Source organism: Moraxella sp. CTOTU48717, from assembly GCF_032057165.1.
GTDB lineage: Bacteria > Pseudomonadota > Gammaproteobacteria > Pseudomonadales > Moraxellaceae > Faucicola > Faucicola tetraodonis.
On the sequence record NZ_DAMBBC010000002.1, the window covers coordinates 19,102 to 34,783 of the forward strand.

General features: G+C 43.5%; 14 protein-coding genes. 6 read left to right on the top strand and 8 right to left on the bottom strand.

Annotated features, from left to right (window positions below; genetic code table 11):
* Nucleotides 1-45 precede the first annotated feature (45 nt).
* Nucleotides 46-1,155 (bottom strand): prephenate dehydratase, encoded by a 1,110-nt coding sequence (gene pheA, locus RT084_RS01680; protein ID WP_313097407.1) that lies wholly within the window; start codon nt 1,153-1,155, stop codon nt 46-48.
* A 419-nt stretch (nt 1,156-1,574) separates the two neighbouring features.
* Between pheA and RT084_RS01685 the strand changes: the two genes are divergently transcribed.
* Nucleotides 1,575-2,513 (top strand): transaldolase, encoded by a 939-nt coding sequence (locus RT084_RS01685; protein ID WP_313097410.1) that lies wholly within the window; start codon nt 1,575-1,577, stop codon nt 2,511-2,513.
* A gap of 115 nt (nt 2,514-2,628) precedes the next feature.
* Here the strand turns inward: RT084_RS01685 and RT084_RS01690 are convergent, their stop codons facing one another.
* Nucleotides 2,629-3,165, bottom strand: coding sequence for an adenine phosphoribosyltransferase (locus tag RT084_RS01690; protein ID WP_313097412.1), 537 nt, complete (start codon nt 3,163-3,165; stop codon nt 2,629-2,631).
* A 366-nt stretch (nt 3,166-3,531) separates the two neighbouring features.
* Here RT084_RS01690 and rubA point away from each other — a divergent pair, with 366 nt between their 5' ends.
* The 3 genes from rubA (at nt 3,532) to RT084_RS01705 (ending at nt 6,230) form a co-directional block, all read left to right on the top strand.
* Nucleotides 3,532-3,696, top strand: a complete 165-nt coding sequence (rubA, locus tag RT084_RS01695; RefSeq protein ID WP_036589380.1) for a rubredoxin RubA — start codon at nt 3,532-3,534, stop codon at nt 3,694-3,696.
* Nucleotides 3,697-3,717: 21 nt separating this feature from the next.
* Nucleotides 3,718-5,169, top strand: a complete 1,452-nt coding sequence (locus RT084_RS01700; protein ID WP_313097414.1) for an FAD-dependent oxidoreductase — start codon at nt 3,718-3,720, stop codon at nt 5,167-5,169.
* Between the two features lie 95 nt (nt 5,170-5,264).
* Nucleotides 5,265-6,230, top strand: a complete 966-nt coding sequence (locus RT084_RS01705; RefSeq protein ID WP_313097416.1) for an alpha/beta fold hydrolase — start codon at nt 5,265-5,267, stop codon at nt 6,228-6,230.
* A gap of 18 nt (nt 6,231-6,248) precedes the next feature.
* Here the strand turns inward: RT084_RS01705 and RT084_RS01710 are convergent, their stop codons facing one another.
* The 5 genes from RT084_RS01710 to RT084_RS01730 all read right to left on the bottom strand — a co-directional run bounded on the left by RT084_RS01710 (nt 6,249) and on the right by RT084_RS01730 (nt 11,210).
* Complete coding sequence (locus tag RT084_RS01710) at nt 6,249-6,869, bottom strand: hypothetical protein (protein WP_312383575.1); 621 nt, start codon at nt 6,867-6,869, stop codon at nt 6,249-6,251.
* Nucleotides 6,870-6,875: 6 nt separating this feature from the next.
* Nucleotides 6,876-8,540 carry an ABC1 kinase family protein gene (locus tag RT084_RS01715; RefSeq protein WP_312383573.1) on the bottom strand — a complete coding sequence of 555 codons (1,665 nt, stop codon included), beginning with the start codon at nt 8,538-8,540 and terminating at the stop codon, nt 6,876-6,878.
* A 157-nt stretch (nt 8,541-8,697) separates the two neighbouring features.
* A complete protein-coding gene (locus tag RT084_RS01720) occupies nt 8,698-9,339 on the bottom strand; it encodes a ubiquinone biosynthesis accessory factor UbiJ (RefSeq protein ID WP_312383571.1) in 642 nt (213 codons plus the stop codon).
* 55 nt (nt 9,340-9,394) lie between these two features.
* Nucleotides 9,395-10,426 (bottom strand): bifunctional demethylmenaquinone methyltransferase/2-methoxy-6-polyprenyl-1,4-benzoquinol methylase UbiE, encoded by a 1,032-nt coding sequence (ubiE, locus tag RT084_RS01725; RefSeq protein WP_312383569.1) that lies wholly within the window; start codon nt 10,424-10,426, stop codon nt 9,395-9,397.
* 85 nt (nt 10,427-10,511) lie between these two features.
* Entirely contained in the window at nt 10,512-11,210 is a 699-nt protein-coding gene (locus RT084_RS01730) for a DUF8198 family protein (RefSeq protein WP_312383568.1), read from the bottom strand.
* Between the two features lie 222 nt (nt 11,211-11,432).
* Here RT084_RS01730 and RT084_RS01735 point away from each other — a divergent pair, with 222 nt between their 5' ends.
* Entirely contained in the window at nt 11,433-13,136 is a 1,704-nt protein-coding gene (locus RT084_RS01735) for an ATPase (protein WP_312383566.1), read from the top strand.
* A gap of 193 nt (nt 13,137-13,329) precedes the next feature.
* The gene (locus tag RT084_RS01740) at nt 13,330-15,198 is read left to right on the top strand and encodes a SurA N-terminal domain-containing protein (protein ID WP_062330446.1); all 1,869 of its coding nucleotides are present in this window, start codon (nt 13,330-13,332) and stop codon (nt 15,196-15,198) included.
* 131 nt (nt 15,199-15,329) lie between these two features.
* Here the strand turns inward: RT084_RS01740 and fdx are convergent, their stop codons facing one another.
* A complete protein-coding gene (gene fdx, locus RT084_RS01745; protein WP_062330444.1) occupies nt 15,330-15,668 on the bottom strand; it encodes an ISC system 2Fe-2S type ferredoxin in 339 nt (112 codons plus the stop codon).
* Nucleotides 15,669-15,682: the final 14 nt, after the last annotated feature.

The window sequence follows — 15,682 nt, forward strand, 5'->3', positions numbered from 1 at the left end:
TTTCGTTGATGATGGATACTGATAAAATTTTATTGCCAAAAACGGTTAAATCACCGCTTTTGGATAAGCGCCTAATACCCGTAAATCTTTGACTTGGGGACGAATCTCAGCGAGCGCGGCTTGCATATTGGCATCGTCAATATGACCAAGCATATCAATAAAGAACACATAAGCCCATTTGTTTGGACGCTCTGGGCGGGTTTCGATACTGGTCATCGACACCCCATGTTTAGCTAGTGGCTGCAATATTTGAATCAGCGCGCCCGCCTGATCTTTGGCTGACACTAAAATCGAGGTTTTATCTTGACCTGACGGCGCTACTGCTTCGCGGCCAATGATTAAAAAACGTGTGGTGTTAAATGGGGTATCTTCGATGTTTTCAAATAGTTTGTGCAAATTATATTCGCTTGCTGCCACTTCCCCTGCAATAGCGGCTGAGTGCCACTCATTTTTGATACGCCGCGCCGCTTCACCATTACTAGAGACTGCCACCCGCTCGACATTGGGATAATGGGTATCTAACCATTGGCGGCATTGGGCAAGCGCTTGGCTGTGGGCATAAATTTTTGAAATTGCGCCCACTTTGGTATGCTCACCCACCAAAAACTGATGATGCACCGGTAATTCCACCTCGCCAATGATTTTTAAATCGGAGGATAAAAATCCATCAAGGGTATGGTTGACCACCCCTTCTGAGGAATTTTCCACAGGGACGACGCCATACATCGCAGAGCCGGCTTCCACTTCACGAAACACATCAGCAATGGTCGATAGCGGCACTGTGGTAGCGGCTTTACCAAAATGCTTCAGCGCTGCCATGTGGGTAAAGGTACCTGCAGGGCCCAAATACGCAATTTTTTGTGGCGCTTCTAAGTCCAAACACACCGACATAATCTCACGGAACAAACGCGCCATCTTATCCGCTGGTAGTACCCCGCCCATAGATTCGTTGCGCGCCATCACCTTTTTTAGCACCTGTGCTTCTCGCTCTGGGCGATAAAAAATCGGATTGTCTTCTTGCGTCTTTTTGGCTTTGGCTACTTGCACCGCATAGCCTGCTCGCTCGTTGATTAATCGCTGGATTTTTTCATCCACTTCATCGATTTTTTGGCGAAGTCCAACTAATTCATCATTGCTCATCGTTTGTTCATTCATAAAATTACAACTCAACAGTCAACACTGACCTGCGCGATAGGATTGAGGGTCATAAATCACAGGCAGCCTAGCTTGAAATATACTTTGAAATATACCTTGAAATATACAAAGTTACCAAATGGCTTTATAGCAGAAATTGCCTAATACTAGCACAAATCACGCCTGTTAATCGAGTTTCGCTCGGCGCTTTTTCATCACAATTATTGATATAGACACAATATTTTTGGCATACCCTAAAAAAAATTGGATTTTTCTGCTTAGCGCTTAACAAATACTTGCAAAATAGAAAAAAAACTAGCGATTGTCACAATGTTTGTGATAGCTTTTGACATAGGTTAAACAACATTGAATGAAACTATACTATTTTGTCCGTGATAGGTTATCAGTGACATGCAGCAATTTGACATTTAGGAAAGTACATGACTAGCAGCTTAAACCAACTAAAAATGATGACAACCATTGTGGCAGATACTGGGGATTTGCAAGCGATTGCCCGCTTAAAACCAGTCGATGCGACCACCAACCCAAGCTTGATTACCAAGGCATTGTCAGCGCCACAAATGCAGCCTATTTTAATTGAGACATTACAAAAATACCCCAATGATATCGATGCAGTGATTGATGAGCTCACCATTTATATCGGCACCGAAATTTTAAAACTGATTGATGGTCGTGTTTCCACTGAAGTGGATGCAAGATTGTCTTATGATACCGATGGCACAATTGTCAAAGCGCAGCAATTTATCAAAGCGTATGAAGCCGCTGGGATTGATAAAAAACGCGTACTCATCAAAATCGCTGGCACGTGGGAAGGTATCCAAGCCGCCAAAGCGTTAGAGCAACAAGGTATCCATTGTAATGTGACGCTACTATTTGGTTTGCACCAAGCCAAAGCCTGTGCCGATGCCGATGTTACCTTGATTTCGCCATTTGTCGGACGGATTTTGGATTGGCAGAAAAAAGACGAAGGAATCGATAGCATCGAAATCAGCCGTGATAAAGGCGTGAACTCAGTCAAAACTATCTATCATTACTTCAAACAGCATGGCTACACCACCCAAATCATGGGCGCTAGTTTTCGCAGCATTGAGCAAATATTGGTATTGGCAGGTTGTGACTTATTAACGATTGCGCCTGATTTGCTAGACCAACTTGCCACGATGGACGTCAAAGTCGAGCGTCAGCTATTCCCCGACATGAAGTTTATTGACCTCAAAAAACAAACCCTTGATGAGACCCAATTTGCCGAGCAGCATGCGCTTGATCCTATCAGCCAAACGTTATTATCTGCCGGTATTGAAGGCTTTATCCAAGCTAGAGAAGCGTTAGAACAAACTTTGAGAGGCTTGGTTAATTAAGCGTTATTAATTAAAGCTTTATTCATTAAAACTTTGATGAATGACGCTTGGTTCATTAAATTTTTGTTAGCGGCTAATCATGTCCTTTAATCATGATTAGCCCCATGCCATCCCACTAACCTTTAGCTTGCAACACGGTATAAAGTGGTATAGCAAGCGGTTGATGCAAATCCACCAAATCAAGCAATACAAGTGCGCCTAACACCTGATGCCCTGCAGCCCCACAAAGCCCCACCGCAGCGCTCAAGGTGCCGCCTGTCGCCAATATATCGTCCACCAATAACACATTCGCGGGCGCAAGTCCCGCCTGCATCTCTAAAGTATCACTACCATACTCTAGCGCATAGCTTTTATTCGCCACAGGCGGTGGCAGCTTGCCTTCCTTGCGTACCAATACCATGCCTTTGCCTGTTCGACCCGCCAACAGGCTAGCAAAAATAAACCCCCGTGCTTCAATAGCGCCAAAGCAATCAACCGCCTCAAACACTGGCTGTGGTATCGCTGCCAGTAACGCATCAATTACCGCATTGACGTGAGCGCGCAATAATGGCGTGATATCATAAAACGCAATGCCTTGTTTGGGAAAATCAGGTACCACTCTGATGATTTGCCAAAATGGGTGTGGTGAATCAGGGGATATAATCGATTGCATAGGATTGACCGAGTTCAGAAAAATTAAGTGTTAAGTGAAAATTAAGTGAAAATTGCTAAAGCGTGCCTCATTCTAGCAATTTTTTCAGGCTGAGCCAATTAGGGTCATAGATGGCGTTAAGCCTTTACTTTAGCCATGATTAATAGGCTAGGCTTGGGCGAACTGATTTAAAGGTTCTGATATGGGATTGAATGTTGCCTGTCATTGGCTTGCTTGTTTCAGTGCATACTTGTAAACTATCGCAAGTTAAATTTTTAGGTGATTGCGTGAGTTTTGCATGGTTAACATACTGCTCGGCATTGTAATTGCAATTTTTATCCTTATCTTCAATAGCAAAAGTTACCACTAACATAGGGAAAGTTATCAATGAAAAAATATCAATGTATCGTGTGTGGTTGGGTGTATGATGAGGCATTGGGCTGCCCAGAAGAAGGCATCCTTCCGGGCACACGTTGGGAAGATATTCCCGAAGATTGGACTTGCCCTGAATGTGGGGTCAGTAAAGTAGACTTTGAAATGATTGAACTATAATAAATATAATAGGGTTTTATCATGCAATCAACTAACAATGTCGATAATGCGAGTGTCGATAGTGCCAGTGACAATAGTGTAAGCTTAGACAGTATCAGTTCAAATGATGCGCCTATTGCGCAACTGCCAAATACACAACCCCAACCTGTAATCATTATTGGCTCAGGGATGGCGGGTTATACGCTAGCGCGTGAGCTCAGAAAGCTAACGACCAGCTTGCCTATCGTCATGGTGTGTCAAGACAGTGGTGATAGCTATGCTAAGCCCACCTTGTCAAATGCCTATGCGCAAAACAAACTTGCCGATAGCATCGCCAATGCAAGCGCGGCAAAAATGGCAGAAACGTTAAACCTAACCCTATTAAATTTTCATCAAGTCACCGATATTAATGCCGATGAACAATTCATCGTAGTTCGCTCGTTAGTCAATGAAGCGTCTCAAACAACGCTTGCTTATCGAGATTTGGTATTGGCGACAGGCGCGCATTCTAGACTGTTACCCAATCTAGCTGTCAATAACCAAACCATTTTTGCTGTTAATCATCTAGATGAGTACAAAAGCTTTCAGCAGCGCCTAAACACCCTAAAATCTCAAAAATCAGCGCCGGTTAAGGTAGCGATTATTGGTGCAGGGTTGATTGGTTGTGAATTTGCTAATGATTTGATTGGTCAAAATACAGCTAACCAGACCGCTGACATCACAGTAGCTCTCTTCGATAAAGCGGCACGCCCACTGGCTCAGCAGCTACCTAGCGAAGCAGGTGTCATGTTACAAGACGCTTTGACTCAGTCAGGGGTGACATTTTATTTAGGCACTGATATCACCAGTATCACGACAAACCTTAATAAAAATATTGATACAACTATTGATACAAGCGATAAGGCAACCGTGACCATCTCGTTTGACAGGGATAACCAATCACAAATTTTTGAGGCGGATATTGTTTTGATAGCGATTGGGTTGGTGGCTAATACTGAGCTTGCCGCATCAGCGAACATTGCCATAGCATCGTCACAGCACATCAATCCTACAGCAACCCATTTACCAAGAACAGTGCAGCAAGGCATCAAGGTCGATGCCTACCTAGCCACATCGGCAAAGCATATTTATGCCATTGGCGATTGTGCCAACGTGATGGGTAGCTATATGCCCTATGTCATGCCATTGATGAACCAAGCCAAAGCCTTGGCAAAAACCTTGGCTGATCCTAACATGGCGCCGACCAAAGTGGCGTATCCTGCCATGCCGGTGGCTATCAAAACACCTAGTTTACCTTTGGTGGTATTACCCGTATCAGGGCAGTACAGTGACGATCAACTGTATTGGCAAACGACCCCAACGACTGATGGCATGGTCATGATCGCCCATCCAAAAGATGATACTAGTAGCATTTTAGGGTTTGTATTAGCCGGTAAAGAAGCAGCAAAACAGCGCTTAACGTTAACCAAGCAAGTGGCGGATTGGCTGTCTTAGTAACTATCTTAGTTGCCACGCTCGTGCAACGGGTCATCTAATGCGGCAAGTTCATTCAACACCCCACTAGCAGATTGATATTTTTGGAATAAATTATGGATTTAGCCAAATTTAATTTTGAACCCTCAGTGATTACGGACTTTATGCAAAGTGCCATAATTGATATTGGTGATGAATTACAACTGTGTGTTGAAGTTGGTGGCAATCCCGACAATCCGCCCTTGCTGCTGATTATGGGCTTAGGCTCGCAGTTGGTGTTTTGGCCCGATAGTTTTGTCAAAGGCTTGATTGACGCAGGCTTTTTTGTGATTCGTTTTGACAATCGTGATATCGGGCTATCCTCAAAAATCGCCCGACCCTTCCCCCGTTTTCCCGTCAACAATGTCAAAATGATGCTGCGTATGCAAGTGGGTTTGACGAACCGTCATTTTCCTGTGGCGTACAACTTATTTGACATGGTTGAAGATACCCGCCGCTTGCTTGATAAATTAGCGCTGAACAATGTGTATGTAGTGGGGGCATCAATGGGCGGTATGATTGCGCAAATTTTGGCTGCCAAATACCCAAAACGCGTGTCGACACTGGGTCTTATGTTTACCAGTAACAACAAGCCATTTTTACCACCCACCAAGCCAAAGCAGCTGCAAACCCTACTGTCACATCCCAAAACCACCCAAATTGATGACGTGGTCGCATACGGCGTGTGGTGTATGCAGCGTATCGGCTCGCCCAATCATGTGGATGAAGAGGAAGTAGAACGGCTCATTCGCTTGCGGTTTGAACGTAGTTATCACCCACGTGGCGCGCTTCAGCAGCTGCAAGCTATATTAGCCACTGGCTCTATTGTCAAATTCGACCAAAAAATCAAACAGCCAACCATTATCATTCATGGGGAAAAAGATGGGCTGGTGCCATCGGCGCATGGTCGGGCGATTGCCAAGGCGATTGCGCACAGTGAGTTTCATTTGATAAAGAATATGGGACATGATTTGGCAAAACCTTTTGTGCCTTTAATCGTCAAGTTATTGGTTGAGCATTATTTTAATCACAATAATCCCTAAATATTATTTAATCTTAAATTAATAACCATTGATATATAGACCTTTTTTAAATAGCATTACACCTTTATCAGTTCGATTTTTAGCAAGGTTAATTATATAGGCAACATCATAGCCTTTTAGTCTATAGTCTTGATTATCTATTGTTGAAGTCAATTCACTACTAACGCCAAAACCGACTTTTTTGCTATTTTTTGCTTTAATTTCAAAAATGTGTGTACCTTTGAAAACATGGGATTTACAGTATTCTAGATTGTCAAAGGTACTATCAAAACATAACTCACTCAAATGAGAATAAATTTCAATTGTGTTTTGGCTAATGTTGGCAAAGACAAACTGTTGCGGTAATTGGTCAAACCGTTTTAAAGATTTTTTCGCCCCTGTTAATGCAAGGTACCCTAACCAAAATACTACCCCAGTAAATGGATTAAATAGTATCCATAACGCAGTTGTTATTAAATCATGGTTAATTTTAAATGCTAACGAGCCGATGACATAACAGAAATACAATCCTATGGTGAAACAACTCAAACCAACCAAATACTGAAAATGAAACTCATTTTTACTGAGTCTTTGCTGATAAATGACAATCGGCAATATTAAGGCAGTATGGGGTTGTAAATCTTCTAATGTTTTTACCATTCATAATTACCCCATTAACCGCCACAATACAAACAGCACCGCCATCACATAAAAAATTGGCGCAAGCCAGCTACTCACCTGCCAAACGGCATGACTGGCAATCATTTGCGCGATGAATAACGAACCCACAAACCCAAGCAGCGCCAGCCAATCCTGCTGACGACTTTTGAGCATATCTGAGCGAATTTGCTGTATTTCACGCAGCTGCTGATCTTGGTGTCCACCCAGATTTGACAGACTTTGCAAACTGTTATCCAGCAATTGTGGTATGTCATTGAGACTTAGTAACAGTTCAGGTAATTGCTTGCGTAGCTCACCAATTTTTTGCATCGGGTCAAATTGCTGCTTCACCCAGCCCGTCAAAATCGGTTTGGCGAGCGACCAAATATCAAGCTCAGGGTATAAATCCCGTCCTAGACCTTCCACATGCACTAGCGTTTTAAGCAGTAGCATTAATTGCGGCGGTATGTCCAAATGATAGCGACGCGCAATATCAAGCACCGACATGAGCACGCCTGCAAAATCAATGTCGTTGATTGGCTTACTAATCATCGGTGACACGGTGCGGCGCATATCGCGCATGAGGGCGTATTTATCGGTATTGGGTGGAATCCAGCCTGCTCGCGCGATGATATCCACTAGACCGGTAAAGTTATTGTTCATTACCGATAATAAAAGCCTTGCCACAATCATTTGGTCAGCTTTAGATAGCTCGCCCACGATTGAGCAATCAAGGGCGATATAGCGGGGATTGGGATTTGGGGTATCGGTGGGCAGCGTTTCAACAAACACATTGCCAGGGTGCATATCGGCATGGAAGAAATTATCGCGAAATACTTGGGTGAAAAAAATCGTTAATCCTTTTGCCGCAAGTGCCGCCCTATCATATCCAAGCGCATCAAATACTTGGGTTTGCGAAATCGGCACTCCAACAATGCGTTCCATCACCATGATGTTTTTGCTGGCTTGATACACTTCAGGCACATACATCATCGATGAACCCAAAAAGTTGTTACGCATTTGGGTGGTATTGGCAGCTTCAAGGGTTAAATCAAGCTCATTGAGCAAGACTTGCCGATAATCTTCAACGATATCGATAATATGTACGGCACGCGCCGCTTCAATCCGTGCTGACGCCCACCCTGCCAAATCGCGCAATAATTCAAAGTCTTCAATAATCTGTTCACGGATGGTTGGGCGAACTACTTTAACCACCACTTCACGCCCATCATGCAGGCGTGCGGTGTGCACTTGGGCGATGGATGCCGCCGCTAACGGTGTGCTATCAAATCTAGCAAATAGCTGATTGATAGATTGCCCCAAACCGCCTTTTTTTGTCGATTGTTCAATTTGCTCGATAACTGTATCGACACTAAAGGGTTTCACCCTGTCTTGCAGATGCACCAACTGCTCAATAATCTCAGGGGTGACCAAATCACGACGGGTGGAAAGCAGCTGCCCTAATTTTAAAAACAGCGTGCCCATCTCTTCAAGCGCTAGCCTAACCCCGTCTGGATGCGGTTTTTGAAAATAGCTGGCAGGGTGCATACGGATAAGTTTGGCAATGGGCTCAAGCTGCGGCGTCTCTTCAATAGGTAGATGCGTATCAACACGATAATGAGCGGCAATGCGCCACAGTTGTAAAAGACGTTTGCGATGATTTAGTAACACGTTGGCAACTCGTTAGAAAGCTTATCAATGGTGGGAATTCTAGCATGATATAAGCAATTTTTTAATGGTTAAAAAAAGACGGGGATTTAACCCGTCATTTTGATTGTGCAAAAGCAACTTTTGCAATAAATTTACTTTTGCAATCTATTCTTCTAATCTACTTTTCCAATAAAGCCGCTTGCTGTTGCTTGATGGCATCGAGTCTGGCTTGTTCACGTTCAATATCCGCCCGCAGTTTTAGTAGCTGTTGTTTTAACTCATTGCCTGTATTGTCATCAGTATTTGCACCGTTGGTTTTCCACTCTCTGATATTGGCAATATCGGCAAACATCTCTTTGGCAGGTACAGCGATTGTGCCTTTTAGGTTGGCTAACAGATTAGACAGTTGACTTGCCATCGGTAGACCAATCAGAGGTTGCAGTTTACCAATGATATCAGGGTCAAACCCAGCGACTAACTGTTTGACTTGCATCAGCACTTTATAATCGCCCTCAATCGGCAGATTGCCTTGTGGTTCACCCATCAAATTGAGCAAATGCACAGGGTTGTCTACCTTGACAACACAATCAGGTTTGCTTACCACAGCGCTACCTTTAGGTTCAAAAACATCAACTGTCACAGGTTCAAAGCGGATATGGTCATCATTAAAAATCGTATCAAATTCAATGGCTGGCTCTGCCATCACTAGGCGCAAAACTTTACCCGATAACGGTTGTAACCCTGCTTGGGTGATGGGGTCAGTGGCAATCGCTAGATTAACCACTTTTTCAATGCCTGCGAGTAGTAATACAGTAAACATCTGATTCTCTTTTAGTATATAAATTTCAGTGAGCTATTATATTTTTCGCCATCAGTTACTTTTTAAACCCGCGATGTACCGCCACGATGCCGCCTGTTAAGTTGTGATAATCACAATTGACAAACCCTGCGTCTTCCATCATGCCTTTTAGGGTGCGTTGGTCTGGGTGCATACGGATAGACTCCGCCAAATACTGATAGCTTTCGCTATCATTCGCCACCAATTTACCCATGAGTGGCAATGCGGTAAATGAATACAAATCATAGACTTTACCAAATGGCTCAAACACCGGTTTTGAAAATTCTAAAATCAGCAAGCGACCACCTTTTTTGAGCACCCGATACATCGAGCGCAGTGCCGCGTCTTTGTCGGTGACGTTGCGTAGCCCAAAGCTAATTGTCACCAAATCAAAACTTTCATCATCAAATGGTGCCAGCGTCTCAGCATTGGCGAGTACAAAATCGACGTTACTACAGCCTGCATTGAGCAGACGCTCACGACCGACCTCTAGCATCGCTTCATTGATATCGGCCAATACCACATGACCTGTGCGACCCACCTCTTTACTAAAGGCTTTTGCCAAGTCACCTGTGCCGCCTGCGATATCTAGCACCCGTTGACCTGCACGCACGCCCGTTAGGCTTATGGCATAGCGTTTCCACAGACGATGAATACCCAGTGACATTAAATCATTCATGATGTCGTATTTTTTGGCAACAGAGGTAAACACTTCTGCTACTTTTTCTTGTTTTTCAGCTTTTTTCACGGTTTTGTAGCCAAAATGGGTTTCTTCATTGCCATCAGTGGCTGCAGTGTGCGGATTGTAGATAGCCGACTTATCAAAACCGCTAGTTGATTGCGCTGACGACTCATTGGGGATAGCGTCAGTTGGGGTAGCGGATGCAGGGCGAGTGAGCTGCTGACCTTGCGGCACGGATTCTGGCAAATCAGCTGTGCCAGTAAATTGACGGTTGATGGTGGTGTCAGCTGTCAGTGACTGTTGTACTTGGCTATTGAGTTTGTCATTGGCTTGGATGCTGTCTTTAACCAAGCTGTCTTGGATTGAATTATGGTTATTGTCGTTCATGTGGTTTCCTAGTGAGGTCATCGCCAATCAAAAATTGGCAAAGTTAAAAGCGCAAAGTTCGTGCAAATTTTTTTCTATTTTATCACTAAACATCAAAAGGATGTTCTTTGCCAGCATGCACATTGGTAATGATTTGCAACTCTTTTTCACAAAATGGCTCGATAAAGGCACCAATACTTTTAATCGGTTTGATGGCAGCAAAGCCTTCGGCGATAAAGTCATATAACGGCTGAAAGCCTTTTTTGTACGCTGTGCCTTTGGCAAGTGAAAATGCTTTTTGTAAGATAAATGATTTAAGATATTTGTCTGTGCGATAGCACATTTGTTTGAGGTCAGCAATCTGCTGGCGTCTTGCCGACTCTGCGTTCACGGACTGATAGGCTTTAATCATGGATGGCTCATCCACGGATAAATTATTCTCTTGTAAATATTGAGCAAGTTGTAAATCAAGCTTAATGGCGTTAATCGCTTCGATGATACCGGCTGCGCCTGTGCTCACGGCATTGGCAGGGATAAATTTTTCTAGTTTTTCAGCCTTTTGCACCATGCGCTCTAGCTGTTCAGCGAGCACATTGAATTTTTCGCCCCCATATAGTTGGTCAATTAAAAATTCCCCCATGGCTTGGTTGTTGGCGCTGGCAAATAACGCTTGGTGGGTTTTATGAATACGACCGCGTTGCCAGGCTTGTACTTCACTGAGTTTTTGCGCTAACTGGGTATCGCTGTGGTATGGAAGGGCGCGAAATTGTTTTAAATCTTGTTCTAATTGGCTTAAGCTGCTCATAGGGCCTCGATTTTTTTGCAAAATTTTTAAATTCAAAACAGAGAAACTGCAGTTTATCCATTGTATAAACCCACAGTAAAATGAAGTTTTGTGCCGCATTACCTTAATGTAAATCCACCAAAAATACAAATCGTAAATTGTTCACCGGTAGGATAACTGCTATCTTTTAAAAAAATGAAGCGGTCATTAGCAAAATTTTGGGTATTTCCCTAAGAAGGTCGTATGCCAACGCAAAATAGCAACAGTTTAAACAATAGCTCAAATAATAACTTAAATAACAACTTGAATAATAATACAGCCGCGTCTGCACCCACCAATCACGCTGCCAAATCTCCCAAAACCGATAAATTTCACAAAACGCCACCTGCAACGCTTGAGGCACAATTAAGTTTTGACTTGATTACCGAGCAAACCACCCTACGCGAGCAACGGGCTGGCAAAAACTCGCGCGGGTTACTCATCTTGGTGAATGGCATGGAAAATTCGGGCAAAGGCGAAGCGGTTAAAGCGCTAACCGAATGGATGGACGCACGCTATATCAAGGTTCATGCAACCATGGGACAGCATCCCAGCCACTACCAACCGATTTGGCAACGTCACACATGGCAACTGCCTAGAAAGGGTGAAATTGCCGTGTATTTTGGCAACTGGTACGCTGACTTGATTCGTTATGTGTTTGACTGTGGCGATGATATAGATGAACAGCGCTTACAGCAAATGATTGAAGACATTGAGGCGTTTGAACAAGATTTGGTCAATAACAACACCGATATCGTCAAGTGCTGGTTTTCAGTGGATAACAAAACGCTAAAAAAACGCTTGACCGATGAAGAGCCTGACCCTGAACAGTTGTACCATTTAGATTGGTTTCGAAAAAAAGACGTGAAACGTTTCAAACGCTTTAGCAGCAAGCTTATGGGGTTACAATCAAGCTGGCACCACATAGATGGACAGGATATTGATGCCTCAAATATCCAATTTGCCAATGTTGTATTAGCAGCGCTGCAGACCATGAACCAACTAGCTACAGCCGATGATGCCCAAGACAACCCAGCAAAAACTGATAAATCAGCTAACCCTAAAACGGACAAAAATCCTGTTAAACCCAACCCACTGCCTTTTAAACCAACCCCTCTGATTGATGAGTTGGTTAGCGTCGATAACCAAGCATTAGCAAAGGCAGACTATAAAAAACAACTGCATAGCAAACAACATATACTCGCTGAACTGATTCGTGAGCGAGGTCAGCGCCATATTATCTTTGTCTTTGAAGGCATGGATGCGGCAGGCAAAGGCGGTGCGATACGCCGCATCATTGCCCCACTCGACCCGCGTGAATTTACCATCCACGCTATCTCTGCACCGACCGAAGACGAATTAAAACACGCCTATCTGTGGCGTTTTTGGACGCGCCTGCCCCATGATGAAATGGCAGATGTGGATATAGCGTATTTATCGCAAAAATTCAAACGCAATAAATGCGTCGCCTTACTCAAACAACGCCTGCATAATAGCCGAGTGACCATTTTTGACCGTAGTTGGTATGGTCGGGTACTCGTTGAGCGTATTGAGGGCTTTGCAAAAGAGGCAGACTGGCAACGTGCTTATGACGAAATCAATCGCTTTGAAAACGACTTGGTACAGAGCAATGCCATTGTGGTCAAATTTTGGCTCGCTATCAGTGAAGAAGAAGAACTTAAACGCTTTAAAGCGCGTGAAGAGACGCCCAATAAGCAGTTTAAAATTACCGATGATGATTGGCGTAACCGCGCCAAATGGCATGAGTACGTGCAAGCCGCTTCCGACATGATTCATTTAACCCACCATAAAAAACGCCCTTGGTATGTGATTGCCACCGATGATAAATATAGCGCAAGACTCAAAATCCTTGACGCTATTATTTCCGAGCTATCTAAGAATTTATAACGCGTTATCTAAAAATTTATAAATTGCTAATAAGCTGCCTTTTTACTATTTTGCTATATCTTAAAACTGTCTACCCAACTTGATGAAAGATAATGATTTTGCTGGACAGTTCCCCTATAATATCCTGTTTGATTTGATTATTTAGCCTAATTAGTTATCCTTAATAAATCCATCTAAACTGCAAGTGAGCAATATGGAATCTTTACGCAATTTTTTGAAAGGTTGGATGGGCAAAGCCTTGCTCGTTCTTTTTTTACTTCCTTTAGCCATCACAGGGTTTGAGTCAATTGTCCGTAGCGGCGATGACCCCAATGCTGTCGCCAAAGTTGCAGAGTTAAATATCGATAATGCTACCTTGCAAAATATGATTAACAAGCGCCGCGAAACGTTGCTTGAGCAAGTGAATGGCGATGCAAGCCTAATTAATAGCGATAAATTACGTGAGCAAATGCTGCACAATTTGATTGACCGTTATTTGATTATCAACCAAGCCAACCAGCTTGGTTTTACTGTGTCGGACGCCACTATCACCCAAATGTTGATGGCAGAAAAAACCTTTCAAGACGCCAGCGGAAAATTTTCTAACGAGTTGTTTGCTAACTATTTAACCAGTCGCGGTATGACCAAAGAGCAATTATTTGATTCGGTTCGTCAAGACTTGTTGGTAACTGCCTTTAGCCGCGGTATCATTAATACAGGGATTTTTGCGCAAGGGAGTATTGATAAACTTATGTCAATGCTGTCTGAGTCGCGCCCTGTGCAAGTGCTGCGTTTGGACTGGCACAGCTTTGCGCCGCAGGTACAAGTGACGCCGCAAGAGATTGCAAGTTATTATCAAAAAAATCAAGCAACACTTAAATCTAGTGAGATGGTGGATTTAATTTATTTAGAGCTCAATAAAAATGCCCTGCCTGTTGCTGCCCCAACGGCTCAGGAATTGCAGCAACAGTATCAAACCTATTTGAAAAATAGCAACAACCAGACCGAATACGAATTGGCAATGATTTTGATGAATGGTGGTCAAGCACAAGCCACCTTAACCTCATTAAAAAGTAAACTTGATGCCAATCAAGCGGATTTTGCGGCACTTGCCAAACAGTACTCGCAAGATGAAGGCAGTAAAAATGATGGCGGCAATATCGGTCCGATTACCCAATCGATGTTCCCCAATGATTATGACACCATCATGACCCAAATCAAGACCCTAAAAGTCGGTCAAGTCACGAGCCCCATCAAAACCAACTATGGCTATCATTTATTCAAATTGGTAAAAATCAATGGTCAAACTCCACCAACCATTGAAAGCTTGACGCCTGTATTAACCGAACAAATTATGGCGCAAAAGCGTGAAGCCGCCTATCAAGATTTGATTGGTAAAATCAATAATGACGCAGTTGCTGGCGCTACTATCACCGAGCTTGCCAATCGCTATAAATTAACCGCCAAATCGATTAAAAACTACCCTAAAACCAATAACTCCTCTGCACTGAGTCAACCTGCTATTGTAGCGGCAGCATTTGAGCCACTGGCGCTGCAAGAAGGCAGTGTATCAGTCGGCATAGATGTCTCTGATAAAGTGGTATGGTTACAATCAACCAATCACCGCACTAGCAAACTCATGACACAAGCAGAAGCCGAGCCGGTTATTAAAGCCAAACTTATTGAAGAGAAAGCAAAAAGTTTAGCAGTGGCAGAGGCCAATGCCATCGCTGCCAAAGTCAAACAATCCAATTCAATTGCGGCGGCGGGTGCCCCATTCCAAGATTTGGGGATTGTGACTCGTCAAGACAGCAAACTGAGCGATGACGAGCGTGGTGTGGCATTTAGTCAACCTGCTGTTAACAATCAACTAGCGGTCATGACGCGGCCTACTATGTCGGGTGCGAGCGTGATTGTTGGCGGTGTTATCACTAATGATAACGCCCAAATCACGCCGCAAGTTAAACAACAAACTGCCCAAATCGTGCGCGAAACTATCGGTCAGTCCCAGTTTGAGGATTACTTAGCATACCTAAAATCCATCACTAAAGTCACGGTTAAACCGCAGACTGCTACGCCATAATATGCTATTAATACATATGCGCTGAATAAGTCAGCGCCTTGTTCTAGCAATAACGAGTGTTTAGCAATACGTAGCGCCATCAAAAAAGGCTTACTAACCATGATTAGTAAGCCTTTTTTTATCGGTGGGTATTAATGATTTTCAGAGGCGTGATTGATGGTATATTTTGGAATTTCAATGGTCAAATCTTTATCGTCGATGATGACTTGGCAAGATAGTCTCGAATTTGGCTCTAGCCCCCAAGCGCGATCTAACAAATCAGCTTCAATATCATCCATTTCCTCCAAGCTATTAAAGCCTTTTCGCACGATAACATGGCAAGTAGTACAAGCTTTTGACATATCACAAGCATGCTCAATTTTCACGCCTTTTTCTAGCAAACCACGGCATAGATTATCGCCTTCATTGAGTTCAATCTCTGCGCCAGTGGGGCAAATTTGGTGATGCGGTAATACAGTAATTTTTGGCATAGCAATCTCTTAAT

Coding starts and splice junctions, on each gene's coding strand:
- fdx (WP_062330444.1), bottom strand. CDS start 15,668: ATGCCAAAAATTACTGTATTACCGCATCACCAAATTTGCCCCACTGGC.
- rubA (WP_036589380.1), top strand. CDS start 3,532: ATGAAAAAATATCAATGTATCGTGTGTGGTTGGGTGTATGATGAGGCA.
- RT084_RS01730 (WP_312383568.1), bottom strand. CDS start 11,210: ATGAGCAGCTTAAGCCAATTAGAACAAGATTTAAAACAATTTCGCGCC.
- RT084_RS01735 (WP_312383566.1), top strand. CDS start 11,433: ATGCCAACGCAAAATAGCAACAGTTTAAACAATAGCTCAAATAATAAC.
- RT084_RS01690 (WP_313097412.1), bottom strand. CDS start 3,165: ATGCAATCGATTATATCCCCTGATTCACCACACCCATTTTGGCAAATC.
- pheA (WP_313097407.1), bottom strand. CDS start 1,155: ATGAATGAACAAACGATGAGCAATGATGAATTAGTTGGACTTCGCCAA.
- RT084_RS01685 (WP_313097410.1), top strand. CDS start 1,575: ATGACTAGCAGCTTAAACCAACTAAAAATGATGACAACCATTGTGGCA.
- ubiE (WP_312383569.1), bottom strand. CDS start 10,426: ATGAACGACAATAACCATAATTCAATCCAAGACAGCTTGGTTAAAGAC.
- RT084_RS01710 (WP_312383575.1), bottom strand. CDS start 6,869: ATGGTAAAAACATTAGAAGATTTACAACCCCATACTGCCTTAATATTG.
- RT084_RS01700 (WP_313097414.1), top strand. CDS start 3,718: ATGCAATCAACTAACAATGTCGATAATGCGAGTGTCGATAGTGCCAGT.
- RT084_RS01705 (WP_313097416.1), top strand. CDS start 5,265: ATGGATTTAGCCAAATTTAATTTTGAACCCTCAGTGATTACGGACTTT.
- RT084_RS01740 (WP_062330446.1), top strand. CDS start 13,330: ATGGAATCTTTACGCAATTTTTTGAAAGGTTGGATGGGCAAAGCCTTG.
- RT084_RS01720 (WP_312383571.1), bottom strand. CDS start 9,339: ATGTTTACTGTATTACTACTCGCAGGCATTGAAAAAGTGGTTAATCTA.